At 42.1% G+C, this 24,329-nt stretch carries 23 protein-coding genes and 2 pseudogenes; 11 read left to right on the top strand and 14 right to left on the bottom strand.

Annotation, left to right across the window (positions count from 1 at the left end; all coding sequences use genetic code 11):
• From F7734_RS04740 to tnpC, 3 genes are all read right to left on the bottom strand, one after another.
• The coding region (locus F7734_RS04740) for an isopentenyl transferase family protein (RefSeq protein WP_279239662.1) at positions 1–264 on the bottom strand (264 nt) is incomplete at its 3' end.
• A 223-nt stretch (positions 265–487) separates the two neighbouring features.
• The gene (locus tag F7734_RS04735) at positions 488–1,375 is read right to left on the bottom strand and encodes a macrolide 2'-phosphotransferase (protein ID WP_207714015.1); all 888 of its coding nucleotides are present in this window, start codon (positions 1,373–1,375) and stop codon (positions 488–490) included.
• Between the two features lie 378 nt (positions 1,376–1,753).
• A complete protein-coding gene (gene tnpC, locus F7734_RS04730) occupies positions 1,754–2,140 on the bottom strand; it encodes a Tn3 family transposase post-transcriptional regulator TnpC (protein WP_155743601.1) in 387 nt (128 codons plus the stop codon).
• Here tnpC and F7734_RS04725 point away from each other — a divergent pair.
• A complete protein-coding gene (locus F7734_RS04725) occupies positions 2,139–2,408 on the top strand; it encodes a hypothetical protein (protein WP_155743600.1) in 270 nt (89 codons plus the stop codon). The two genes, tnpC and F7734_RS04725, sit on opposite strands and share 2 nt — an antisense overlap.
• Positions 2,409–2,449: 41 nt before the next feature.
• Here the strand turns inward: F7734_RS04725 and F7734_RS04720 are convergent, their stop codons facing one another.
• The 3 genes from F7734_RS04720 to F7734_RS04710 all read right to left on the bottom strand — a co-directional run bounded on the left by F7734_RS04720 (position 2,450) and on the right by F7734_RS04710 (position 6,742).
• A complete protein-coding gene (locus F7734_RS04720) occupies positions 2,450–3,151 on the bottom strand; it encodes a DUF1963 domain-containing protein (protein WP_155743599.1) in 702 nt (233 codons plus the stop codon).
• Between the two features lie 116 nt (positions 3,152–3,267).
• On the bottom strand, positions 3,268–6,255 hold the full coding sequence (locus tag F7734_RS04715) for a DUF5906 domain-containing protein (protein ID WP_155743598.1): 2,988 nt from the start codon (positions 6,253–6,255) through the stop codon (positions 3,268–3,270).
• A 232-nt stretch (positions 6,256–6,487) separates the two neighbouring features.
• On the bottom strand, positions 6,488–6,742 hold the full coding sequence (locus F7734_RS04710) for a hypothetical protein (RefSeq protein WP_155743597.1): 255 nt from the start codon (positions 6,740–6,742) through the stop codon (positions 6,488–6,490).
• Positions 6,743–6,929: 187 nt separating this feature from the next.
• Here F7734_RS04710 and F7734_RS04705 point away from each other — a divergent pair, with 187 nt between their 5' ends.
• Positions 6,930–7,334, top strand: a complete 405-nt coding sequence (locus F7734_RS04705; RefSeq protein WP_155743596.1) for a hypothetical protein — start codon at positions 6,930–6,932, stop codon at positions 7,332–7,334.
• A gap of 131 nt (positions 7,335–7,465) precedes the next feature.
• Here the strand turns inward: F7734_RS04705 and F7734_RS04700 are convergent, their stop codons facing one another.
• Positions 7,466–7,636 (bottom strand): hypothetical protein, encoded by a 171-nt coding sequence (locus F7734_RS04700; protein ID WP_155743595.1) that lies wholly within the window; start codon positions 7,634–7,636, stop codon positions 7,466–7,468.
• A gap of 477 nt (positions 7,637–8,113) precedes the next feature.
• Here F7734_RS04700 and F7734_RS04695 point away from each other — a divergent pair, with 477 nt between their 5' ends.
• Together F7734_RS04695 and F7734_RS04690 are read left to right on the top strand one after the other, a co-directional pair.
• Positions 8,114–8,911 (top strand): hypothetical protein, encoded by a 798-nt coding sequence (locus F7734_RS04695; RefSeq protein ID WP_155743594.1) that lies wholly within the window; start codon positions 8,114–8,116, stop codon positions 8,909–8,911.
• A gap of 119 nt (positions 8,912–9,030) precedes the next feature.
• Positions 9,031–9,924 (top strand): hypothetical protein, encoded by an 894-nt coding sequence (locus F7734_RS04690; RefSeq protein WP_155743593.1) that lies wholly within the window; start codon positions 9,031–9,033, stop codon positions 9,922–9,924.
• Positions 9,925–9,967: 43 nt separating this feature from the next.
• On the opposite strand, the gene F7734_RS04685 is transcribed toward F7734_RS04690, so the two are convergent.
• Positions 9,968–10,615, bottom strand: coding sequence for a hypothetical protein (locus F7734_RS04685; protein ID WP_155743592.1), 648 nt, complete (start codon positions 10,613–10,615; stop codon positions 9,968–9,970).
• Positions 10,616–10,715: 100 nt separating this feature from the next.
• On the opposite strand from F7734_RS04685, the gene F7734_RS04680 reads away from it, so the two are divergent.
• From F7734_RS04680 to F7734_RS04660, 5 genes and pseudogenes are all read left to right on the top strand, one after another.
• On the top strand, positions 10,716–11,756 hold the full coding sequence (locus tag F7734_RS04680; RefSeq protein WP_155743591.1) for a hypothetical protein: 1,041 nt from the start codon (positions 10,716–10,718) through the stop codon (positions 11,754–11,756).
• Between the two features lie 579 nt (positions 11,757–12,335).
• Positions 12,336–12,569: a hypothetical protein gene (locus F7734_RS04675; RefSeq protein WP_207714014.1), complete on the top strand. Its 234-nt coding sequence runs from the start codon at positions 12,336–12,338 to the stop codon at positions 12,567–12,569.
• A 219-nt stretch (positions 12,570–12,788) separates the two neighbouring features.
• Positions 12,789–13,025: pseudogene (locus F7734_RS65075) on the top strand (cold shock domain-containing protein); the annotation flags it as partial.
• Positions 13,026–13,051: 26 nt separating this feature from the next.
• A complete protein-coding gene (locus tag F7734_RS04665) occupies positions 13,052–13,423 on the top strand; it encodes a cupin domain-containing protein (protein ID WP_155743590.1) in 372 nt (123 codons plus the stop codon).
• Positions 13,424–13,826: 403 nt separating this feature from the next.
• Entirely contained in the window at positions 13,827–14,372 is a 546-nt protein-coding gene (locus F7734_RS04660) for a hypothetical protein (protein WP_155743589.1), read from the top strand.
• Positions 14,373–14,604: 232 nt separating this feature from the next.
• Here F7734_RS04660 and F7734_RS04655 read toward each other — a convergent pair whose 3' ends face one another.
• Positions 14,605–15,060: a hypothetical protein gene (locus tag F7734_RS04655; protein WP_155743588.1), complete on the bottom strand. Its 456-nt coding sequence runs from the start codon at positions 15,058–15,060 to the stop codon at positions 14,605–14,607.
• 585 nt (positions 15,061–15,645) lie between these two features.
• Between F7734_RS04655 and F7734_RS04645 the strand changes: the two are divergent.
• Positions 15,646–20,080: pseudogene (locus tag F7734_RS04645) on the top strand (NACHT domain-containing protein).
• A 1,026-nt stretch (positions 20,081–21,106) separates the two neighbouring features.
• On the opposite strand, the gene F7734_RS65070 reads toward F7734_RS04645, so the two are convergent.
• A complete protein-coding gene (locus tag F7734_RS65070; RefSeq protein WP_279239660.1) occupies positions 21,107–21,235 on the bottom strand; it encodes a hypothetical protein in 129 nt (42 codons plus the stop codon).
• A 202-nt stretch (positions 21,236–21,437) separates the two neighbouring features.
• On the opposite strand from F7734_RS65070, the gene F7734_RS04635 reads away from it, so the two are divergent.
• Positions 21,438–21,734, top strand: coding sequence for a hypothetical protein (locus F7734_RS04635; protein ID WP_207714013.1), 297 nt, complete (start codon positions 21,438–21,440; stop codon positions 21,732–21,734).
• 150 nt (positions 21,735–21,884) lie between these two features.
• Here the strand turns inward: F7734_RS04635 and F7734_RS04630 are convergent, their stop codons facing one another.
• The 4 genes from F7734_RS04630 to F7734_RS61710 form a co-directional block, all read right to left on the bottom strand.
• Positions 21,885–22,466: an FHA domain-containing protein gene (locus tag F7734_RS04630; protein WP_243146686.1), complete on the bottom strand. Its 582-nt coding sequence runs from the start codon at positions 22,464–22,466 to the stop codon at positions 21,885–21,887.
• A gap of 25 nt (positions 22,467–22,491) precedes the next feature.
• On the bottom strand, positions 22,492–23,040 hold the full coding sequence (locus F7734_RS04625; protein ID WP_155743585.1) for a CHAT domain-containing protein: 549 nt from the start codon (positions 23,038–23,040) through the stop codon (positions 22,492–22,494).
• Positions 23,041–23,215: 175 nt separating this feature from the next.
• Positions 23,216–23,893 carry a class I SAM-dependent methyltransferase gene (locus F7734_RS04620; protein ID WP_155743584.1) on the bottom strand — a complete coding sequence of 226 codons (678 nt, stop codon included), beginning with the start codon at positions 23,891–23,893 and terminating at the stop codon, positions 23,216–23,218.
• 178 nt (positions 23,894–24,071) lie between these two features.
• The gene (locus tag F7734_RS61710) at positions 24,072–24,269 is read right to left on the bottom strand and encodes a hypothetical protein (RefSeq protein WP_207714012.1); all 198 of its coding nucleotides are present in this window, start codon (positions 24,267–24,269) and stop codon (positions 24,072–24,074) included.
• Between the last annotated feature and the right edge of the window lie 60 nt (positions 24,270–24,329).

Below are 24,329 nucleotides of genomic sequence, written 5' to 3'. Positions count from 1 at the left end.
CAGAAAATAGATTTCAGTTGAGAATTCGATAGCAGCTTTGATTAGCGTACTGTAGCAGCCTTCAATTACCCAAGAAAGATTATTTTCTATGAAGTCCCGTAGATCCTTCAATGAATCTTCTTGAGGGCGGCGTATGGCAATTTGGTTTGGTTCCCAAACGATAGTATCGAGATCGAGAATTGGAATACTGAAGTTTTTAGCAAGTTTATTTGCAAGAGTGCTTTTTCCAGAACCGGAATTGCCAAATATTAAAATTCGATACATAGTGGTGATTTAATTAAGGTGCAACCGAGTCATTTCTCAATTTTCCAACAGTTCAAATTATTAATTCCACATTCTTACTTAAACGTCAATCTTAATTCTGCCAGTTTAAGGTGCGTTTGCCCTGATTGACAGCCTTTATAAAGTCGCCATTTCTTCACAGATTTTCTGACTTGGGTATTGAACCAATATCATCCACTCCAAGCTAAAGAGGCTCGAGCCCCAGCTATATGTTCAACATTCCAGTTAGCAAGGCGAATAAGGCGTATTCTACGGGATTAGCATTCCAGAGTTCTATGATGTGTTCTTTCATATAAGACCATACGATCCCACCAGCAGTTTGGTAATGCTCGAGCACATCTTGGAGAACTTGCTCACCAAAAGCGGCATAGAAACAGACGAAATCCTTGGCAGGATCGCTGACTGCGGCTTCTGTCCAATCGATTAGTCCCATCAAATTTCCGTCTTTATCCACAAGCGTATGACCGGGGTGAAAGTCTCCGTGAATCAAAGCCGAATGTTGAGGCCACAAGGCATCATTGGCAATCCAGTCCTGCCAACGTGCCCAGCGTGTATCAGAAACACCAAGCAGTTCTCTGGTCTTCTCCATATTCTCTGCCATAGATTGCCGCACTCGATCCACTGTTTGAACTCGGATACTGAATTGTTTCACTACCTCAATGCGTGTTCTGTGGAGTTGCGCCAGTGTTTTTGCCACAGAAGAAATGTATACGGACGGTGGGGATTTCGGATTAATGTACCATACATAATCGCCTATATCTGGATCGATGGTTCCGGCAGGAATTCCCTTTAATAGCGGATAGGCAACTAGTTCATCCGAAACAATTTTCCACATGGGAACGCTCACATCGACTTGGCTTTTAACCAGTTCAAGAACTTCTCTTTCATAATACATGCGCTCAAGAACATCAAGTCTTCTGGGAAAACGCAATACCCATTTGGTATTATCCTCTAGGGCAGTAGCAAAGGTAGTGATGAAGTCCATTCCGGATTTGTTAATATTTAAGTTGTCTGCGTCCAAAATGAAGCCATTTTTGTCGGCGATGCTGAGTATTTTCCTGATTTGGTAGTCTTCACTAACAGATTGACTCATTTTAAATTCGCTCCTTCACGAGCATTGGCTAACATATATATCAGGCGTTCACCTCAAATTAGCCCAACGTAACATCAATAATATATCCCACGTTCCCCTAAAACGAATTGTGAAGTCGGCAAGAACTGTCACTTATTTGGACAACTATTTGGAAAAATATAATATGAACATAGGATGGCCAGCACGCAAGCGATCGCTATTCGGCTCCTTTGGGCTATCACTCCACCTCTATTTTGGCATTTTTCAGATGGTGTGGCTACTCCTTGACTCAAGAATCCTTGCGCCAGGGACTTAATCGAATTGCTCATCTGATTGTGGAACATCAATCAAATCCCAAGCCATAGCATAGTTTAGATGAACTCCAGATTTTTGTGCTAACTACTCATCAAAATCAAAATCATCCTCATCCTCATCTTCATATTCATCATCAGGAGCAAGTTCCCCAAGCTTTCCAAGTAGTGTCGCAATTGCATCTAACTTGCTGGCGAAATCATCAATTTCTAGCTCTAACTCTTGAGCGACTTCCCAAATGCACGTCCCTATAGGTGCATTCATTGTGAAATCTCCATTGATGATTGTGTGAGCCATCGAATGGAGATGTAGCAATTCAAGTCTTATCCCATCTGGCTCACAAATACGCGAGCGAATTTCATCAATGGCGTCCACCGCTGCCAAAATTTGAGTGGTATCAAAGTTTTGCTGCAATTCATCTAGCTTCTTACTGCTTACAATACCATAAACTGTCTCTTGGGTTTTCTTGCTCATGATGACACCTGTTTACATCAAACTTATTCTCCAGTCTTACGCTCAGGTTTTTCGGGAAGCATTTTTAAAATTTCACGTACACAGCCAAATGTGGAGGCGATCGCGTTCTCTAAGCGCCATCAGAATTATGTGGCTCGATCGCTTATATGTATTTAGCCCAAACTTCCCGGATACCTCTAATATGACTGGGTTCACTGGATTTCATCTGGAGCGATCGCTCCAACAAGGAGATAATGGGAAAGTCAAGTCGCTTTGCTCCAATTCGTAATTATTACCCCGTGCATAATTGTCTCTTAAAGCATCACCCGCTCAACTACAAGCCCAACCAAAGGCAACTTGAGTCTTATGCGTTTTACACTGTGTAATATGACCGCACCCGGCGTCGCCAAACATAAACGGTAAATTGTCCTCTGAGTCTAGCTGAAACACCAATCGCATTCCTTGGTTGCATATCGGGCAGTCGGGATACTCAATTCCTTGAACCCAGTACGGCCAACCTGAAAGTTTGTCGCCCGGTTGTGGATATTGTTCGGCAATTTCATCCCATTCATCATCAGTTAAATCAATCCCAAGTTCTGTGGCTTCACTAGAATTCGGGTAATCTTGTACTTCTTCCCAGCCTACTATTTGTTTTGGGGGAAAGTAATCCTCTATGTTTGGTATTTCAATATCCAGCGCTTCTGTATCAGCTTGAATAATTCGGACAAGCATACTTTTGGCAAAGGGCAACCAAGCAGCGCACTCACCTTCACAATCACTATTGGTATTTGTACAGTAAAACAACTGGAGTAGTCCGGTGCCAAACTCTCCTTGTAAAGATTCTGGCAAAGAGTCGAGATTAATTTGCACGAACAATTGCATGGGTTGACCGCAATGTTGACAATTAGGCCAGTGTTCGTTCTTGTTTAACCATGGTTTTCCTGAAAATTTAGAGGCTTTGAGCGCACCATCACCCTCAATGACCTTTGGTACAAAGGCTTTTCGCATGAATAGTTGGATGGATGCTCTCATCGAACTCGTGTAAATAGTTAATTCGACTTATATGCTATCACAGATACAACGGCGTCAAGAAATTCCAAGGAGGCGATACGGCTGTACTCCGCGATCGCTCGATGGATCGCACCCCACTACCCATCCAGTTGTGCCACCCACAAACTTATTTGTTTTTGCTTGCCCAGAGAAATCCTTCCCTCAGCCACCTTTAAAGCTTCAGCATGATAAACCTCTTTAATGAGGCGGAACATCTCAATGTCCTCACATCCTTCCAGGTCGTCGGTCATAGACTGTAGATTCTCCTCGCTCATCCACTCGGATATCAATTCCGTTGACGGTTGTAGCTCGCTACACCCAATTTCTACTTCATCCAATACCTGTGAATCATTTGTGGAGTCAGAACTTTCATCAACTTCACTCACTTGGGTAAGAATTTTATCGGTATTAACTTCGGTGTGAGATGTTAAATCGTTGCTATCTCTCAATTGGTTCGCCTCACCGCTATCAGAAAAATTGGGTGAAGTGGGTGAAGAACCTCGATCTTCCAAGGTTTTTTGGGTGCTGAACTCAGAAGTACTTGGGTGAAGTTCTTGAGTTGTTGGGTGAAGGTCTTTGTTTGTCTGTGACAAGTCACTGCTGAAAAATCCAATGCCTGAAATCGCTTGCAATGGTTTGCCCCATCCCTCCTTAGCAACAGTCACTCGTTTGGCTTTGGGGAACAGTTGTAGAAAGCGGGCAATGACTTGGTTTACGGCTTTGACGTTCTTATCTGATGGCTTCACCTGGTCCGACCAGATAGCTTTTTGTTTGCCACTGTTAGTTTGTTCGTAGCTTAATGTTCCATTGTCTTGATACCATCTTTCCAATACCGTCCAGATTTCTCCTGCCGTAACCGTACTGTTGGGGTCGTAAGCCAATCCCACTTCCTTACAAAAACCGAACAGGTGACAGTTTTCAGCTTGGATGCTTTCTAAAGTTTCTAAAGTGCATCTGTAGTCAATGCCATCTTTCATCAAATCCACCAGTGCTTGCAGTACGCGATTGAGGAAGGCAGGCACGACTCGATTTGCCAGAAATATCGGATCGTACTTAAATCGTGGGTCTGCTTCCAATTCTCCCAACTTGGGATTGGCACCAATTTTAAAGGTTTTGTTAAACTCCAATATTCCGTAACGAGAAGCGATCGCTTCCTGCGACCCTTGTAAATTGGGCGTGTCGTTGACGTTAAATATAGCAATGCCCGTTGGGAAGAACTCTTGGGCATCCACACCTTTTCGTTCGGACTCTAGCTCTTCTCCAGTAATAAAAGTTTTCAAGCATTGGATTTTATCGATTCGAGAAGTGTTGGCATTTTCACTTGCCCAATTCACCCTAGAGCGGATGAGTTTGGAGAGTGGAAACTTGCGCCCAGTGTCATAGGCGGCAAAGTCCGTTAACGTACACGCTGTCATCCCCTGGCGTCCGTACATCATACTGACCACTTCTCTTAATGAATCTTTACCATTGCTGCCATCTCCTTTTAATAGCAATGCACGGACAGCCCGACCTTTAAATTTCCGCACGGTTGTTAAATCTAGAGATGCCGCAATTGTTTTGAGGAAAATGTCTCTTTGTGCTGGTTCTAGAGCTTCAAGCAGGCGATCGCAATGTATGGGGTCGGCATCTGGTTTGTAGGTGGCGATGGGTGGATAAATGTAGTAGAAGTCGGGATTGTGGTCCACCAAAATCCAACTCGGCACGTCTCCATCCCACAGCAGCTGCAACACTCCATTCGTGCAGTTCAGCCCTGCGGGATTCACCAGTCTTGGGTCAACCGTCAGCCTCATCTTCACCCACTTAAGTACCTTTTCAACAGAAGCAGCATTGGCGTAGGGAAAATGAATTCGACCGTCCTGCCGCGCTACAGCATAGCGATCGCAGAACTCAGCAATTCTTCTAATTTCAACATCATCCGGGCTGTGCTCGTAATACGTATCTGTCCACTGGTACAATTTGTTACTAACGCAAATCCAGGGGCGATCGCTATATAAAGTGTTGAATGCCACTTGCGTAAACTCTGGAATTTTCTTAGTGTTGTTTGATTTTTCCGGTTCTTCAGACTCAAAGAATTGCGATCGTTCGGGAGACACTGGTGGGGTGGATTGCTCGCGATCTGCTTGAATTTCTGCTTCCAGTTTCTCAGTAAATTCTTGGATAGCCATATGCTCTAAAATTTGTTCCAGGTCATCGGTGTCATTCTCCAATTGAGGACAGATTTGATGGGGATTGACAAGCAGGCAAGGCAATCCCACCTTGGCACAGCATTCAGCCACTGTTTTGGCTTTCTTTAATCCAACAGTGTCAGTGTCATGAAGAAACACAATGAGAGTGCCGGGGCCGGAATCTTTAATGAGGTGTAATGATGGCTCAATGCTTTCATGTGACCAGCTGCTGCCAGAGAAGGTGATACTAGCCAAACCATTAGCACGGGCAATTTCTACAACTTTTTCCCCTTCTTGGAGCAACACTGCACTTGTTTGGTGTGTCGCCTCGATTGCGCTTAAAACTTCTTCAAGCCTGTACGCCAGCCAAGGGTCCTTACCTTTTTTCATACAAGGCGTACCATCTTCTCCTCGATGCCACTGGCGGCAAGTTTTGTCTCGTCCTTTGTCGTGGCTTGGGTCAAGCCAGTCGTAGCGCGTTACCCATTGATTTTGTGAATAATAGTAAACAATTTCAGTGGCATGAGGTGGAACACCTTTAACTGGATAAAGCAGTTGAGTTGGTTGTGGGCTGTCGCTGACTGGAGCACTTAAAGTCAGTAACTTTGCTTCTGGAATGGGTAAGGTATGAACTGCTGGTTTTTTGATAGTTACGTGATGGCGAGGAGGTGTGATGCTTTTGTCACGAGCGTAAATCGGGCGATCGTCCTTGGCATACTTAATGAACTTCCAACCCATCGGTACTGTGTCAGTTCTACCGCAAACCACAGCTTCACCATTTTCTGAAATACAACACCAATCTGATTTGCCACACAAGGGGCAGGGATTGGTTTTGGATACTTCTGACCAACTTATGTTTTTTTGCAGCAAAACCTGAGCGACATCAGCTATGTCGCTTTCTATTGGTGCGCTCGCGTTCATCTAAACCTCTATTTGCTTAAAGTGAGGACAGGATAATAAAAATCCCTGTAAAAATTTATCTTTTTATTAGTAACACAGTGTTTGTACTTGTTGCAACAAAAAGAAAAGAACTTGTTACCCCTCAATAAAAGCTAAACCCGTCAGGTATCTGACGGGTCTTTTGGAATGGAGATGGATTGAAAAGCTTGCGCTATCTTGTCATATGTTTGCCTGAGAGAACTATTCTCCTCCCTCAGGCTGCTGATTTTTTTGTCACTTCATCTTCTAAATGAGCAACTTTCCGCTTCAAAGACTCCAGATCCGCGTACATCTTGACTAAATCAGGTCTTTGCTGAGGTTCCTGAGCTAGGTAATCTATAACCCAATTGAGAATAACTTCACTAGCACTTTTCCCTTCAGCATCAACCCTTGCCATAAATGCATCTTTTGTCTGCTTATCTATCCTCACTACAAGCCGATCGTCCTTTGAAAGTTCTTGTTTTGTCATACAACGTCGTTCAAATAACTTCTAACCTATTTTGTCCTATCTTTAGTGAACTTGGTGCAACACTGTTGCCACTTGTTGCACTTTGTTGTACCATTGTGGTAACATAATCAGAGCGATCGCACCTCATCTACCGTTTGTATCTGCGAATCGCCTTCTATCAAACCCTTCATCAAAAGGATTCTTCTAAATGACTCATAAAATTGACTTAGAGCAAGCCATCACAACAGTGTACGAGTTTTACACAGCCCAGTTAAAAGCGAAAGAAGAAACTTTGAGAAAGCAGGAAGAACAATTAATTGATGAATTGATGCAAAGCTTCAAGTTGAAGTTGGATACTGCTATTCCAACCGATTATCAACAAGCGATGGAGCTATCAATTGTCCGCCCTAAGTCTTCCAATTATTATCCCCATGCTTCCATTGAGTATCGCTCTGTTACGTTTATTCTCGAATATGGTCCTTTCTCAGGCGGGGAATGGGGACTGAGAACAAACAGCGAAGCATACCTTGCCCACATTCGGAGCGAAGATTTGTTAAACGAACTGCTCGTCCGTATGTGGAAAATTCGGGATTCTCAAGTTCAGCCACTTTAAGAGCGTGGCGCTTTTCGCCAGATTGGCATCGCAACTCTTAAACAACTTACAACAGACAAAAAGCCCTGCTATCAACAGGGCGACCAAACAAAAAATAACTTACATACATCATGTCACAATCCATTTACATTTCAGTTTCCAACCAAACCTTGCTCGCTATCAACACAAACGGAGGTTTTTAAATGAGTACCAAAGATATGTATAGCGGTAGAAAATGCGGTGTTTGCAGCAAGGTTGTTAAAAGTCGTCGGCAAGTGTGCTGCGGCGACAGTAATTACTTGGTTTGCAGAAAATGCTGCCATCACAAACCCGACCCCATATTTTTAAACTCTGGTTACCTTGTTGGCAACAGATAAACACTAACAGCTTCAAAGTCAATTGGCGATCGCCTTTAACACAAGTAGAGTTTTTTTATGAGTCCCAAAAATATGTTTCGAGGTAAAAAGTGTAGCGTTTGCAGAATGATTTTTAGAAGCCGTCGGCAAGTGTGTTGTGGCGATCGCAACTCCTTAATCTGTAAAAAATGTTGCCATCACCCAGATCCAACACGCCTAAACTCCGGCTCTCTCCTTTTTAAAAAACGTTCAATAACTGAAGTTAAACAAGCTGCTTAAAGTCAATCGGCGAGCGTAACTGCTCGCCACTTGTATATAAAGGTTTTTGCAATGATTACACCAGAGATAAGAGAAGAATTGAGACGCATTCAAGCTGAATTAAAAAAGCCTTTTCCAGCCAAAGTTCATGAAGTCTGAGATCTCCCCGGTGGTGGGAAAAAGTGGGTGTTCTTACCTTGGCGGCTGTTTCGAGAACGTCTGGATGAGGTATGTCCGGAGTGGGTTATCGATTATTCGGAAATCCAATATCTGGGCAATGATGCAATTTGCAGGGCAGGCATTACGATACTTGGGGTGAGGAAAGAGGCGATGGCTTGCGTACCGATCTCGGTACTGAGCAGCAATGGCAAAGAGATGACCAGAGGCAGTGCGGCTGATAGACTAGCGGCAAAAGTTCTGAAAAATTGCGGAGAAGTATGGGGTATTGGAAGATACATTGAAAACCAGGAGTTTACGATCCGCTATCTTTGGGAACGCCGTCAAGAACTGGATGACCAAATGCTTGGGGAACTGCAACGCCTCATCCAGCAATACAAGATAAGTACGGGAGCATCCTCTAAGCCCAAACCACAACCGAAAACCGAACCAAGTCCGTTTACCAAGCCACAAACTGGCACAACGCAACAGGTTCAGCAACAACCAACAGCAGATTTATATCCTGCTAACAACGGCGTCGTTAAACGTGTCAGAACCATCACCGGACACAACCCCAACTGGATCTACGCTCAGTGCGGTCATTACGGCTATGACCGTCCTGCAATGATGCCACCAGAGGACTTGGAAAAATTGGTTTGCGATATGTGTGCTGACTTTGCTTTTTCTGTGGGGACTGCCGTCAACCGTTCTGGCGCACTAACTTCCATCCAAAGTGCTCTTAATTTTGCTAAAGAGAGCGGGCAACCGATTGTGGATGCAGCTCTGATGTGGCTGGAACGGCATCAAACAGTCTCTTCACCACGATAAAAACTGCTCTGGAGTTAGATAGTGTGCATCTCCTTTGTACAATCAGTTCAATTGTTTAGAAACAGAAACCCCGACCAACGACAGGACGGGGAATCAAATTATTTATCGTTATTTTAAGCATGACACAAAATTCCAAACGAAGGCAAACCAAAAGTGTTGCTCAAGAGTCGTTAAAAAACCAAACGCCTGGGGATGACCAACACATTGAGCCACAAAACGTAACTGTCGAGGTTGTTTATGACGAACTGACAATTGAAGAGCAACAAGAACGGCTGCGTTTAGAGCGGGTGATAGAAAGGTCGTTCTATGAAGCGGGTAAAGCGTTGAAGGAGTTGCGCGATCGCCGTTTATATCGCTCTACTCATAAGAGTTTCGAGCAGTACTGTAAGGATAGGTTTGGTTATAACACTCGCCGTCAACCTTACCTGCTCATAGAAGCTGCCGCTATTGTGGACAATCTTTCTGAAAAATGTGATCCATTGGATCGCATTTTGCCAACCAACGAACGTCAAGTCCGACCGTTGACTAAGCTAGATCCAGAAGAACAGTGGGAGGCATGGCAGCGTTCCGTAGAGGCGGCGGGTAAGAAAGTTCCATCTGCAAGAATTGTAAAAGATATTGTAGAACAGATAATGGAAAGAACAAAGGTGCCAAATCCGTATCAAATTTCAGAAGTATGCCAAATCCTACCAAAGGACAATCCCGAATTAAGGGGGAAAGGCAAATCTTGGTGTATTGTAACTGAAGTGAATAACTTCAGCTGCACGGTAAGGGCTTGGGATGGAGAGTACGTGGTAAAGATGGACCATCTCAAATCCTTCGATTACTTGGAGGAGGATTGCCAGCAGATGGGTGTGTTGTGCGATCGCCTCACAAGACTTCGCAACCAAGGTAACTTGGAGGAAGCGGCATTGAGTGTTTTGAAGCAGTTGGGGGAAATTAAACGCCCCTACCTAACTCCAGTCGAAGAAAAGCTGTTGGGAGTTTTGGAGAGGGAGTATGGGGTTGGGTAAAGAATTAAGCGAGTTCTTTTGGTGTTGTTATGACATCATTCATTTAGATTTTAGTTTGTGACTTTTGGCGGTTTTTAACGACCTTTTTTTGTGAAGAGCTAAAGATGGCATTTAGAGCCATAAGGGACAACAAAGCAAGTGTAGGCGTTGGATCGGGAATGGATTTTGAACGAATAGTTACGCTACTAATGTCTTCCCTAAGAGAGCCACCAGTATTAAATAGAATAGCACCAATTTGTGAAGATTCTATTACGTATTGGTTTGGAGATGAGGGCAGAAAGTTCGGATCGTCAGGAGAGGAAAAATTAAGAAGAAGTTGTGATACTGGTCCGCCTCCTCCTGAAGGTTCAAAAGGTCCTCCGTAAGCCGCTGAACTTATTCTAAATTGAATACCAGGATCTGGAAAACCAGTTGTAGTGACTATTAGCCCCCCACTAGAAGCTGCTGGTCTAGTCCCACTAAAAGTGAAGTTAGAAATAGCACTCGGAAATGTACCGCGTAGAATATCGGGCGATGTATCACTCACAGATGTATCTAAAACAAAAGAACCAGTTCCTCCCTGTTGTGTTGTAAAATTGAATTCAAGTAGTGCTGCATATGCAGGGCTTTGTATCAGGAGAAATCCCAAGGGAAAAAGTGTTGTGCTGCCTGCTGTGACTGCGATTCCAATTCTTCTAATGGTAGTATTCATGACCCTTTCTTCATTTAGAATCGATACTGAAGCTAGTTTACACTAAAAAAAAAATTCTCCTAAGAAAAAAATTCTCCTGAGTTAAGCAGATGAAAAGCACATGAAAGTATTGCTCGGATGGGAACTAGGTAGCGGTCAAGCACACATTCATCGCTTAGCAGCACTTGCTAAGATGCTCGTTTCAATGGGAGTGACACCCGTCTTTGCTTTGAAGTCCTATCAAGTTAAGGGCATAGACTTTCCTTGGGTAGGAATTTCCATTCCACCCCTACCATTCTCCGGACGAGTTTGCTCTTATACCTATGCAGACATTTTAGAAACATTTGGCTTTGGAAGTATTGACCGATTGCGATCGCAAATCCTGGCTTGGAAAAATATCTTCAAAGAGGTTCAGCCGAAATTGATTGTTGCTGATTATGCTCCTAGCCTAGTGCTGGCCGCTCGCAACAGTATACCAACAGTAGTCATCGGAGGGGGGTTTACAGTTCCACCGCCAGTTGAAACTTTTCCCATCCTACAATTTCCCGCACCTCCCGAATCATTTCAACGCCAAGAACAGGTAAGCGATACCGTTCGCAAAGTCGTCAACTCAGATATGACTCTCGGACAATTGTTGAATGGGGATAGCAGTTTCATCTACAGTATTCCCGAGTTAGATCCTTATAGGTACTTACGCGAGCGCAAACAGTATGTCAGTTCTCACATCACACCAATTCCCAATCACTTGCATCGTGCTGACGGTCCTTGTTGGGCTTATTTGGGTGATGATTATTCTTACCGCCAGTTGGTATTGCAAACTCTTCAACCAGAATGTGAGTTTAAACCTCTCGACAAGGCACTAGCAGGAAAATCTTTAGCAATTCATCACGGAAGCTTAACGACTTCTATTGCCTGCTTGTTGACAGGTATACCCCAGCTATTGTTACCCAGGCATTTAGAAGAACAACTTAATGCTCTGGCACTTTCTCAAATGGGTGTAGCAAAAATAGTCACTCAGGTAACATGGAAAGAGCTACTCATCACCCAAGCACAATCTTTTGGGTTAGCACACACAGCCAAGGAGCAAGCTGACAGTCTTGCTTATTGGAATCAAAACTTGACAAACACTATTTTCGATGATTTAACAGCCTTTCTCAAGTAGCGAGTAGCAAACCAACAATCTACATCGTCTACTTTAATTTCAATCTAGTCTACGCCACAGCCAATAAGATCGCGGTTGAGTTGTATGTTCGTGCTTAAGAAGGCAGAAGTACGAGGGCAGAGGGCATTTATGGAATCCCCATAGATAAATTTATTTAGGGGATTTAATAAAGTTACTACGTTTTTATTTTTATCCATAAATAAATAATGGTGCCTTTAAACCATATGGCAGAGCACAGATGACTTACCTTTGTTTAAAAAATAAAAAATCTTTCCATCTGCCATCTGCAACCAAGCCTCTGCCTTTCTTCCGGTAATAACTTCTGTTGGTGGTACTTTATATTTGGCGCAAACCAAAGAAGCTTCCGTGTCTATTTAATCAAACATTACCACAATAAAATTAGCCCTGTAACTAGACCCATCGGAATTGTGAGTCTAGTTACAATATTGTCAATGCCTGTTTCTGGATTGACTTCGCAACAATTGAAGAGCAAGCTGGTTTTTCGATGACAATACTATCCGTCTCGCACCGAAAACAAAGGTTGTAAGCAATAATAGTAGTAGCTCCACCAAATCATATATGAAACAAAACTGGTTGCAAGAAACTTATATCAAAACCTATAGATTGGCTGCCCTCGCACACTTGGGTCAAAAAGTACCGGGTACGGAAATCTCTTACATTCAACACCTAAGTTTTGTCAGCATGGAAATCATTGCTGCTCTCAATGTAGAAACAGAACGGGACGGTAATTTAGCAGTTCAATGCGCTCTTTTACACGATACCATTGAAGATACAAGTGTCATTTCTATGTGACGAGAAACGAGAACTGATGGTTCTTTCGTACATAGCGTGCTAAATTTTCATTAAAATCTACAAGTATGCTTGTATTTACAAGGCTTACAGGCACTTATAATTTCAATTTTAACAAGGAGTAACATTTTGAAACTAATAATAGCTGTAAGCCAAGCCCAGCAATAGTTTTAAGCTTATTTTTTTACAATTTTAGCACGCTAAGTACGCAAGAGCCGAAATGACGGTGGTGAGGATGTCTTCTTTAACTTCACCGCTATCCCAGGAGAGGGTTACCGCACCATATCAGCTGGTACGCCTGTCAAATTTGAGTTAGTTCAAAGCAAGGAGGGTTGGGTAGCTCGCAACGTGCGATCGACAAGCGCATCTTTTCTACAAAGAATGCTTTGCATAAGCGCCAGAAATCAGAATCCAAAGCAGGCTTGGAGGATTCAAGATACTATGAGTGAGATAAGTTAATAGCTGCAAATCTTATAGAGATGACAATGAGCGATATCATAACCGCACCCCAAAACCGCACATTTGATGTTGAACAATTGGTTCGCTTTTCACCTGAGAAAGCAACGGTTACAGAAATAGTCATCACGCCACATTCGAGCATTGCTGTCTGGGGTGTACGTCCCGGTCAAGAAGTACCTGCCCACACTCATCCAGATGGACAAGATACTTGGATTGTCATCAGGGGAGAATTAACCTACTATCTTGGCGACGGACAAAAGACAATTATTTCCGCCGGACAGATTGATATCGCCGAACCATTGCAAGTTCACGGTGCAGTTAATGAGGGAACCCAAGACGTAGTATTTCTCTCCATCTACTCTGCCTCAAGTCTCCAGGTTATCCCCGCATCCCCTTAGTTTGGTTTTGATTGTAGGACTGTTGTTACCATTCGCTACCAAGAGCTATGCGCTTTCTTCGCACTGAGGGCAGGATGGGAAGAGCGATAGCTTCGCTACAGCATAGCGGCAGATCGCTTTTCACTCTTGACAGCATAATTTAACAAGCTTTTATTAATAAATATTTGGAGTAACTTACGCTACACAATACTGAAAGCTACCTGTGGATGTCAAAGCATATACAGGTTTTCTTTTATGCAGGCGATGGAGATAGATGCCTTGTAGACTGAGGTTTAAGACACGGATAGCAAATGTTTTGCTGCAGCGTGGACAAATTTATGGAATGACGATTTATTAACTTGTAGATAGTTACCAGTTTAGCTCGGGTAATATTTATCTTGAAATCAATCCACAAACTCTAGAGATGAAAATAGGGCAAAAATTCACGTTTCTTACTTACAGTGAATATATACATATAATAGACAACCATAAAAAGTTTTCAGATTGGAACACACTGGGATTATTTCGCTCTCTTGTTGAAACCCAAAAGTTAGATATAGATCGGAAAATCGAAATTAGAGATTATGCTAATAAACAATTTCAAAAGAGTTTTGAATTTTTACAGTTGAAAGACCCTTATACATATTTTTCTCTAAAGACGCTTGGAGAAAATCTGACAGTAGCAGACGAAAAAGAAATATGGAAAGGTATCCGAGTCAATCAAGAAAAAATCCTGAAAGAGAAAAAGATAAAACATAGAAATTTCGGAGAGTATTCAAAACACAATTGTGGATATGATGAGTGTCCATATAATGGATTGATGATAAAGCAAGGCTCGTTCTTAGCAGAAAGTCATATGCACTTTAACAGCGATCGCTCCAAAATGGGAAGTTTTCTCAAATCAAAAAATTATAGAAAGCAAAGAAAGAGAATGAAAAAGTTAATTCAACAAGAGCTTGTAAATTCTTGAGTAGAGAACGTGTAAGCCTGCTTTTGAATTTTTACGCCAAGTTCTTAAAAAACACACAATTGTTAACACCTTGGATGAAGTTACGAGCTAGTAAAAATACTTATGCTCGTTTAGTAGAATCGAGCGTTCTTCTGCATATCTTACATCGGAAAGGGAGTAGTAATAAAAGACTTGGAGTAAAGCTCGTGCTAACTCAATTGACACACCTTCTCGGTTGCGATCGGGGAATTTCTTACAAGTACAAAGGGCTATCCGGCAACTGTGAAATGGCCTGTGCTAAAGCAATATAAGCCGCTCTTTGGAAAGAAGAAGCTCTTGAATCAATGGGATGGTAAGAGCCTCCTACGATCCTCACATTTGTATTTTGGTAGGGAAAGGGTACATATTGGGTGTAGCGATAATTCTCTACTTCTTCAGCAATCGCTTCGCACAAACCCCGATAAACAGACTGCAAATAATACTCTGTAATTAAGCATTTACAATTCATGTTTGGGCTTTGGTTTTGGGTAACCGACCACAGCATAAAACATCCATCTTGATGTGAATTCGGTTCTAACTGAAGAATAACGTGTCCGTAACCATTGCCATCTGCACGGATGTAGTGACCTTCACCAATAACCGAGGTTTCCACCTGTGGAAGGGTTCTAAAATCGCCTTTAGGTTTGTGAAGAAGTGGATAACGATTCATCTTATTATCAAAATGGTTTTAACAGACGTATTATGACTTATAACTCTGATAAGAGCAGGTGTTAAAGCTTACACCTTCATTGGTCGGTAATAACAAAAAAACTAGAGTTGTGTGCGTCTGGCTCTACCGTTTGCTTGCGAATTAGGTCGGCAGATTCGATGTGACTTCATCAAGTTGAAATCTGCTGTAACATTTCTACTTATCATCCTCCCATATCATTTTGATAACGAAGTACAAAACATATTGCATCTGTCCACAAGTGCGATCGCGAAGCGCAAGCCGAAAGAGCGCTTATCGCATGACAGCGCAAGCCGCACAAGCGTGCTTATCGCAAAGCTTATCGCTTGCCATGACACTGAAATATTTGCTCTTATTGCCTTATCTTGCGGCTTATCGCTCTAGTACATACGCATTAAAGTAACTTAACATAATTTTTCAAGTAAAATCCGGAATCCTACCAGACAGCAATGTAGTTACTTGGAAATTTAACTTTTGACTCCGTACAAGACAGCCTATATCTTAAGCTTTTTTTACGCCAAATTGACCGAAAAAGACGTAAATTAGAGAAACGAACGGGGCATTTCTGTGATACCACTTAACCTTGACGCTATTATTAATGCGATTTCTGGCATCGCCAGTCCACTGATTAAAGATAAGTTGCAGCGCAATGAAACTGTTATCAAATTACTCAATCAATTTAACCTCGCTCCAGAGCATCCGCCTGCTGATTTTAGTGGAGTTTACGCCTATGCCTTGGTAGAGTACGGTGTTGGCAAACCAAAACCCTTCCTGGAACTTTTCCGCCACGAGCAAATAAAACAAGCATTTCGCAAAGCCTTAGACCACAACAACCCCTCAATCCTCCTCTCTGAAGTCGATACATTTGTAGGTGCTTATGCTTTGGGGGATGAAATCAAAACCCTGGGGCTTGACATTAGACGAGAAGTTGCAGCATTTGCCACTGTTTTTATTGAAGTTGCCAAGCGCAGCCGTACCCCATCCGATACACTTATAAGCCAGCAAATTGGTTCTTTGCACAAAAGAATTGCAGCTATTACCGAACAATTAGACAGGCTGCCAACTCTCGAAGGAATTCGCACCGAGATGGCAAGGTTGGCTTCCCAAAATTACCCAGCACTGCCAGCAGGTAGCACTATACCAGAAAACAATTGTAGGGCTATAGCTCTTGCACAACAAATGCGGGGGTGGTTTGAAACCCTGGGTTACCGTTTCGAGAAGTATGAGGTTTGGGAACAAGATTATTTTGAGTGGATTATTAACATTCCCGTCAGACGCAATCGATATGACCGCATTCTCATACGCGGGATTGCCGGAGAAGCAAAGCTCAGTGATGCGATCGCGTTAAGCTCTTCAGTAGAACAACAACGCACGGATGAAGGTTGGTTGGTTACAGCCCGTCGCATTTCAAGGGCGGCTCGTAACGAAGTCCAAAAGGAAGAAAATCAACACCTGGGATGCTACACCTTTGATGAACTCATAGCGCAAGATGCCGACTTCAGCGGGTATCTTGAATGGTTAGAAGCAGAAGTGAAACGTCGGAAAATAGACCAAAAATACGTTCCTCTTGCTTGCACCAAGGAAGAGATTGACCCCGTTACCAAGCGCCAAATAGCAACCAGCCGATATGACGGGGAAGACGGTGGGATTGACGGTTATATTGACCGTTGGTTAGATGACCCTGCTAAGGAGCATATTTCCATATTAGGAGAATTCGGGACTGGTAAAACTTGGTTTGCTCTGCATTATGCTTGGGTGGCATTGCAGCGCTATCAAGATGCTCAAAAACGCGGAACTGAGCTTCCTCGCTTGCCTTTGGTCATTCCCTTGCGTGACTATGCCAAAGCAGTCAGCGTAGAGTCACTGTTTTCTGAGTTTTTCTTTCGACAGTACGAAATTCCTTTGCCCGGTTATTCGGTATTCGAGCAACTCAACCGCATGGGCAAGCTGCTACTGATTTTTGATGGATTTGATGAAATGGCAGCTCGTGTTGACCGCCAGGAGATGATTAACAACTTTTGGGAGTTAGCAAAGGTCGTTGTTCCTGGTTCTAAAGTTATCTTGACTTGCCGTACCGAACACTTTCCAGAAGCGAAGGAAGGGAGAGCACTGCTTAATGCCGAACTTCAAGCATCAACTGCCAATTTAACAGGAGAGACACCACAGTTTGAAGTTTTAGAACTAGAGAAATTTAACGACCACCAAATCAAACAAGTCCTATCATTCCAAGCTTCCCCCGATACAGTAGAGCAAGTGGTGGGCAATCCCCAACTGTTAGATTTAGCCCGTCGTCCGGTGATGACGGAGTTAATCCTAGAAGCACTGCCAGATATCGAAGCCGGGTTACCTGTAGATATCTCGCGAGTTTACTTGTATGCCGTGCGTCACAAGATGGAACGGGATATTAAAGCAGAACGCACTTTTACCTCTTTGGCAGACAAGCTTTACTTCTTGTGCGAACTCTCTTGGGAAATGCTCTCAACTAACCAGATGAGCCTCAATTATAAGTTTTTCCCTGACCGGATTAGGCGTTTATTTGGCTGTCAAGAAAAAGATTTAGACCACTGGCATTATGACATGATGGGGCAGACGATGCTTATCCGCAATGCTGATGGCGATTACACTCCAGCCCATCGTTCTTTGTTAGAGTTCTTTGTGGCTTACAAATTTGCAGCAGAATTGGGAGCATTAGCTGAAGATTTTACTGAGTTAGCGCGTGAACAGGTAAATTTAGTTTGGGAGGCACCGCTTTCTTATACATGGTCTGAGTATTTTCAAAGAAATGTGGGTGTTACTAGGGCACCCTTAAAGAGTTTTATTAGTGAGTCTTTGGAGAAGTTGCGAGAGACTTTTGGTAAGACACCTTTGACAAAAGCGGTGATGGATTTAATGAAGCCGATGATTAATGCGGAGGCTTTTGAGTCTATCGTTGGTATCATTAAGGCGACGCATGGGAAAAGTGAGAGTGAAGTGAGGTATGTTGGGGGGAATGCGGCAACATTAGTAGTGAATGTTGATAAGACGGCTTTAAAAGGTAAAAATCTTTCTCATACGGTAATTGCGGCTGCTGATTTTTCTAATGCAGCCCTGAATCTGACTAATTTTACTGAAGTAACTTTTACTGATTGCATTTTTACTCAAACTTTTGGCAGGATTAATTCAGTCGCATTTAGCTCCGACCGCAAGCTATTAGCAGCTTTAGACGATAAAGGTCAAATTCGTGCGTGGAGGTTGGCAGACGGGCAAGAAATTTTGAGTATTAAGGGACATAACCCTTGGGCATCGTCAATTACTTTTCATCCAGACTGCACTACTTTTGCTACAGGCGGCAAAGATAAAATAATATATTTATGGAATGTCAAAACATCTTCATTCCGAAAAACTCTACAGGGACATATAGGTGGGGTACGGTCATTAGCATTTAGTCCTGATGGATGTATTCTTGCTAGTGGCAGCTCTGATAAAACAGTGCGTGTATGGGATGTTAAAACTGGCAAGTGCTTACAGATTTTTCAAGAACACACTGACCGTGTAATGTCAGTAGCTTTTAGTCATGATGGATGTATTCTTGCTACTGGTAGTTCTGATAAAACAGTACGCCTTTGGAATATAAGCACTGGTAAATGTATTAACATTTTACAAGGACATACTGATTTGGTATGTTCTGTAGCTTGGAGTATGGATGGCGATATTATTGCTAGCGGTTCTGCTGACTCAACTGTGCGTTTATGGTCAGTTAAGACGGGCAAATGCTTGAGAATTCTACACGAGCATACTGCTAGGGTGTCATCTGTTGCCTTTAGTTACAACGGACAACTGCTTGCTAGCGCAGGTTACGATAAATTAATTAAATTATGGAATATTAGCACAGGTAAATGCACAACTACTCTGGAAGAACATACTAGTCTGGTTCGTTCAGTCGCTTTTAGTCATGATAGTCAAATCCTAGAAGAGTGGAAGTGAAGACAAAACAGTTAAATTATGGAATCTTAGAAATGGTAATTGTCTGAAAACTTTGCAAGGGTATACTTACAGTGCGTGGTCAGTAGCTTTTAGTCCTGATGGTCAAAAACTAGCTAGCGGTAGCGAGGATAAAACGATCGGGTTATGGGATGTAGTAAACGGTCAGTGTCTGCAAACTTTTTTTGGGCATACCAATAATATATGGTCGGTTGCTTTTTGTCCTACTGGTAAAAACCTTGCGAGTGCTAGTAAGGATAAAACAATTAGGGTATGGGATACAGCTACAGGTGTATGTTTAAAAGTTTTAAAGGGGCATAGTAGCGATGTTAGGTCAATTTGCTTTAGTTCTAATGGGGAAATTTTAGCTAGCGGCAGTTTCGATAACACGGTCAAACTATGGGATACCCGTAATGGGAATTGTCTGAAAACACTCACTGGACATACTGACATAGTACAATCGGTTGTGTTCAATCCTTCAGGTACAATAGTTGTCAGTGGTAGTTTAGATTCTACGTTCAGGTTATGGAATGTTAGTGATGGCAAATGCATTCAAATTGTACAAGCACATTCGGATAAACTATATTCGATAGCATTAAGTATTGATGGAAAAATGCTTGCAAGTTCCAGTTCTGACTGTACGATAAAACTTTGGAATTTTTCTACTGGAGAATATATCAAAACTTTTCGAGGGCATACAGATACAGTTGAATTTCTAACTTTTAATCCTGATTGCCAAACTTTGATAAGTAGCAGTTACGACCAAACTATCAAATTATGGAATATTGACACAGGCGAATGTGTGAGAACTCTAAAGGACCATTTTGGTTCTGTTTGGTCTATTGCAGTTAATTCTTACGGCACAACTATAGCAAGTACTAGTCATGATGATACAATAAGGCTTTGGGATTTTAAAACAGGTTCGTGCTTGAAAACACTTAAGCACGAAAGACCTTACGAACACATGAATATTACAGGTGTTAAAGGACTGACAGAGGCAGAAATTAATACCCTCAAAGCATTGGGCGCAGTTTCTGATTAGTTCAGAAGGCATCTATGCGATGACAAATGATACGGGTGCCATCAAATATTCTGTTTTAAGAGCGATCGTGCCTTACCAAATAGAGGTGGGTTAAATTAAGCACTGATGGACGGCATCCGATGCTTCATCATCCCAGTACTAAGCCACCAGCATTTCTGCCGATCGCAACAAAGGATATTTCTGAAAGTTCATAATCTCAAACAACTCGTGCATAAAGCTCTGTATTCTTCATCTTCATAAAATGTAACATATAAACCGTTGTACCTTAACATGAAACGAGTTGCCTTAATTTTTCTGACTGTCCGTATTTGTGATTTGAACTAAAAAATGAGACTTTAACTCATGATATGCTTCAGAAATGAGTATTCCAGTTTATACTTCACTTTTAATATTCGAGTTTTTTACTAATAATTATTATCGTTTAGAAGATGAAAGGAGGGCTACGAGCGTCGCTCGTATCTCTCCTTTTGGTTTTATTATCATTATTATTCAGCTACGATTTAAGTAGGCGATTCGGCTTTAGCCGTTACGCTTCGCGTATCGCCCAACAACAAAGCGTTCGCTTGTCCAATGAAATATTTTATTTTTACTCAAATATCTACTAAAACAAAAGTTTTGAACCATAACATGGGCATTTGAACCATATTTTGAATTGAAAGTTTAAGTTAGGGCAATTTTTTCAGAGATTTTTTGTACAAGTTTTGTCCAATTGTGTTTTTTCAACTCATTCTCTAATTATGCTTCAAAATTTCAACTCTCTCTCATATATAAATGCAAAGTTTGATTTTGTGATTGGTGAGAAAGCCCGAAATTGCGTTAACTCATTCTCGATTTATGGTTCATAATTTTTCTCACATTATGATTCAAAGCATAGTATTTCTTAAACGTAAAAGAACTCGCTTAACTGAGCGAGCGCATGAAATAACAAGTTGGTTTTGCTTCCTAGAAAATCAACTCTCGCTTGGCTCTTCTTAGTTATCCCGTTCCGGCTCCACTCCTTCATCAATCCAAACATCAATGGCTGTTTTAACTTCTGATTGGTGTGATAGCAGACCACTCTTTTTCATTGATAATTGTTCTAAATACGGCTCTTTTACCATGACCGACTTTTTCTATTGCGTGTCCGCGATCTACTACATTTTTAGGCTTAATCATTTTATGCTTCAATTTTACTGACCATTCTAACCTACATTCCATGTCGTTTTGAACTATTAACACTCATCCGGTGATTATTAAGCGCTTATACCATTTCACTAAAAATATGATACTTTTAATAGATGGTGCATTACTAGTTAATATCAATTAACTTAACAGAGGATTAATGAATAATTTGTTAACAACGATTTGAGGTATATAAATGTCTATGAATAATCGTAGAAGCTTTGAGCTTAGACGCCTTCTTGACGATGTTGTGTATCGCTACAGTTCTTGCGAACCATTCCAAGGTCAATTAGCATGGAAACGTGAAGACCTCGACATTTGGGTAACTCTAGTTAATGGACGCGGTTGGGTATGCGTTGACGCAGAGCTTGAAATTGTTGGAATTCCTTGGGAAGTTACCGTGGAGCAGCAAGAAAGTTCTTTTCCACCTGCTGGTATCTGGGTCAGTCGAAAGGGAGATAAGTCCTATGTTTATGAACTTGTCTATACGTAGCTAGCGCCGACAAGTAGCGAATTTTTCTTTAAGGCACTGAACAAGGTTCGGCTGCAGCAACGAATTGTCGAGCATAGAAAATCAGCTGCTTCTTTGGCATCATCAGGAGCGGTGATAATAATACGAACATTTCTCACTCCCTTTTTCAAACTAGTCCTCCATATCCTCGGTCATGCCAGCATTTATAAGTGTAATATTGTACTCAGCATTATCGGTTTGTCCTGTAGCCCTCATGGTATCCCGGACTAGGTAGTAGATAGCACGAACCTGCGGACCAAAAACAACTTCATCTTCATTTTTGAGATCGTGGGCTGGAATTTTGCGACCGTTAATCATCAAACCGTTGGAACTAGTTTTGCCCTTTGCATCGCCATCGACGATTCGGTAATAATAGCCCCGTTTTTTATCATCATGCGGTAGCCTAACGAGAGTGGCATGACGGCGCGAAACAAATTGTGACACAAGGCGAATATCGCACTCCCGATCTCTACCAATAGAGTAAGTAGGACGATCCAAAGTAAACTCTTTACGCCCTTGGTCATCTTCTATTATCAGTAAATGGCTTTCATTCGATTCTGCTGTTACTGATGGTATTTCTTCAGCAACAACAGCAATTTCTTCTTCAACGGCAAGTGCTGCAGCTTGACCTTGTTGTTTAGCTAACAATTGTTCGCGATACAACGCTGCCATTTCCTCTGCCCGCTCGTAAACAAGTTGACGATTTCTAATCATGTCACCCGGTTCGGGTTCCAACTTTTTAGTAGATAAGGAGATATGCCATTTGAATTGCGTTACAACCAAATTCGTAGGCAGTCTCAACGGAATACCCAGACCCCAAAGCATCATAAAAACCTACGGCAAATTCAATGGCAGCGCGATCGCCAATTTCTCTATTCATTCCAATGACAAAATTAATATGTTGAGCAATAGCTTGAGCTTGGATTTCTGAGTAGCAAGCATTCAACAGTACGCACTCTACAGACTCTGAAAAAAGTTTGAACAACCCAGCTAGTGCTTCTGGAGACACTAATTGTATATTTCCCAGTTCGTTCTCAAATGCTAAACCACCATCCTCTGCTCCATGCCCAGAAAAATGAACGATATGGGGCAAAAAGTTTAAAAGTGCTCGTCGGACATCTCTCGGTCGAACTGCCCATTCAGAGTGAAGGACGAATCGGTCTCGCTCGCTTGCTTGTCGCAAACCTTCTTTAATATCGCGGGCTTCTTCATCCAAACGCAGTTTATCCGTACCTAAAGGATGTGCAGCTAGAATCAGAATTTTTCTAATTGAATTATCATCACTCATTACTGCCAACAAGCTGAATATTGCTTCAATCTTAGCTTATGCTCGTTGCACGCGATAAGCCTTTATGCTTAACGGCACCCATCCGTATCGCCAGTCGCCATCGCGTGGAGTTTTTCACTTAATATTGCTGCAATGTTGTTAGCCCAGAAACAACTGAATTGCAGACCGAAGTACTTTACTGTTGTTCAAAAACAAAAATGATTGAGACAGGTTTGTTGGTTACCGGATGGTACATTTCTCGTAAATTCAGCAATCGGTAATTGCGATTGCAAAATCCTTCAATCCACGATTCCATAGTACGATAGTACCAAGGAGCGGGATGAAATGGTTCATTGCCAATTTCTTGCCACAAAGTTTCCCGCCAACCATCTGCTGTTTCAGTTCCACCGCCAGCGGTTAATGGGTGGAGTGTTTGAACGATGATGTGACCGCTCGGCTCTAAACGATGATGACCGACATCAGCGATATCAGTTAAGTCTCGTTGTCCGAGAATTGAGAAGTTACAAATAAAGCAAGAAAAACGTTCAATGTTACCGAATTTTTGTACTCCCAATTCGGAGTATGAACTCACAAGAAAGCGAGAATCGCCATATTCCCGTGCTGCTTCAATCAGAGCGCAAGAAGCATCGACTCCCCACCCATTAATTCCCTTGGCAAAAAGTTCGCGACACAACCATCCTTCACCACATCCAACGTCTAAAAAAGTTGTTGGATTTAGCTCAGTAACAGTTTCTAGTATTGCTGAATTGGTAACTTGAACACGGCTTTCAATTTGATGGGAACGAATCACCCGCGTCCAAGACAAAGCATTCTTGTTCCAAGAATTCAAGATTCGTTCTTCATTCTCATGCATATTTTTTCTATTTCTCTGCTACTGGAAAAGCACTAATTCTTAATATACAAGCTCGATAGTATTCATATCGTCACTGTTAGAGGTTGAGCCTCTAACAGTGACGATTACATACACTGTCTTTACGTTATCTGTACCTCAACTCATACATATTTAGTAAGGTGGTTGATGTCTGTATTACTTACTCATCAAAGTCAAAGTTCTCTTCATCTTCCTCATCCGGTGTAAGTTCTCCAAGCCTTCCAAGCATTGTCGAAATTCCATTTAACTTTGTGGCGAAATCATCGATTTGTAGCTCTAAGTCTTGAGCGACTTCCCAAATACACGTCCCCGTAGGTGCATTAATTGTTGAATCCCCATTGATAATTGTGTGAGCCATTGAATGGAGATGCACGCAATTCAAGTCTTATCCCATCTAGATCGCAAATGCTTGAGCAAA

It is taken from the genome of Scytonema sp. UIC 10036 (genome assembly GCF_009725235.1).
Note: the sequence above shows the minus strand (reverse complement) of the source record. Positions and strands in the feature narration are given on the sequence as shown.

What these genes read in the sequence shown, in the direction of transcription:
- F7734_RS04735 (WP_207714015.1), bottom strand. Translation starts at nt 1,375, where the DNA reads ATGAGTCAATCTGTTAGTGAAGACTACCAAATCAGGAAAATACTCAGC.
- F7734_RS04725 (WP_155743600.1), top strand. Translation starts at nt 2,139, where the DNA reads ATGATGACACCTGTTTACATCAAACTTATTCTCCAGTCTTACGCTCAG.
- tnpC (WP_155743601.1), bottom strand. Translation starts at nt 2,140, where the DNA reads ATGAGCAAGAAAACCCAAGAGACAGTTTATGGTATTGTAAGCAGTAAG.
- F7734_RS04720 (WP_155743599.1), bottom strand. Translation starts at nt 3,151, where the DNA reads ATGAGAGCATCCATCCAACTATTCATGCGAAAAGCCTTTGTACCAAAG.
- F7734_RS04715 (WP_155743598.1), bottom strand. Translation starts at nt 6,255, where the DNA reads ATGAACGCGAGCGCACCAATAGAAAGCGACATAGCTGATGTCGCTCAG.
- F7734_RS04710 (WP_155743597.1), bottom strand. Translation starts at nt 6,742, where the DNA reads ATGACAAAACAAGAACTTTCAAAGGACGATCGGCTTGTAGTGAGGATA.
- F7734_RS04705 (WP_155743596.1), top strand. Translation starts at nt 6,930, where the DNA reads ATGACTCATAAAATTGACTTAGAGCAAGCCATCACAACAGTGTACGAG.
- F7734_RS04700 (WP_155743595.1), bottom strand. Translation starts at nt 7,636, where the DNA reads ATGGCAGCATTTTCTGCAAACCAAGTAATTACTGTCGCCGCAGCACAC.
- F7734_RS04690 (WP_155743593.1), top strand. Translation starts at nt 9,031, where the DNA reads ATGACACAAAATTCCAAACGAAGGCAAACCAAAAGTGTTGCTCAAGAG.
- F7734_RS04685 (WP_155743592.1), bottom strand. Translation starts at nt 10,615, where the DNA reads ATGAATACTACCATTAGAAGAATTGGAATCGCAGTCACAGCAGGCAGC.
- F7734_RS04680 (WP_155743591.1), top strand. Translation starts at nt 10,716, where the DNA reads ATGAAAGTATTGCTCGGATGGGAACTAGGTAGCGGTCAAGCACACATT.
- F7734_RS04675 (WP_207714014.1), top strand. Translation starts at nt 12,336, where the DNA reads ATGAAACAAAACTGGTTGCAAGAAACTTATATCAAAACCTATAGATTG.
- F7734_RS04665 (WP_155743590.1), top strand. Translation starts at nt 13,052, where the DNA reads ATGAGCGATATCATAACCGCACCCCAAAACCGCACATTTGATGTTGAA.
- F7734_RS04660 (WP_155743589.1), top strand. Translation starts at nt 13,827, where the DNA reads ATGAAAATAGGGCAAAAATTCACGTTTCTTACTTACAGTGAATATATA.
- F7734_RS04655 (WP_155743588.1), bottom strand. Translation starts at nt 15,060, where the DNA reads ATGAATCGTTATCCACTTCTTCACAAACCTAAAGGCGATTTTAGAACC.
- F7734_RS65070 (WP_279239660.1), bottom strand. Translation starts at nt 21,235, where the DNA reads ATGATTAAGCCTAAAAATGTAGTAGATCGCGGACACGCAATAGAAAAA.
- F7734_RS04635 (WP_207714013.1), top strand. Translation starts at nt 21,438, where the DNA reads ATGTCTATGAATAATCGTAGAAGCTTTGAGCTTAGACGCCTTCTTGAC.
- F7734_RS04630 (WP_243146686.1), bottom strand. Translation starts at nt 22,466, where the DNA reads ATGATTAGAAATCGTCAACTTGTTTACGAGCGGGCAGAGGAAATGGCA.
- F7734_RS04625 (WP_155743585.1), bottom strand. Translation starts at nt 23,040, where the DNA reads ATGAGTGATGATAATTCAATTAGAAAAATTCTGATTCTAGCTGCACAT.
- F7734_RS04620 (WP_155743584.1), bottom strand. Translation starts at nt 23,893, where the DNA reads ATGCATGAGAATGAAGAACGAATCTTGAATTCTTGGAACAAGAATGCT.
- F7734_RS61710 (WP_207714012.1), bottom strand. Translation starts at nt 24,269, where the DNA reads ATGGCTCACACAATTATCAATGGGGATTCAACAATTAATGCACCTACG.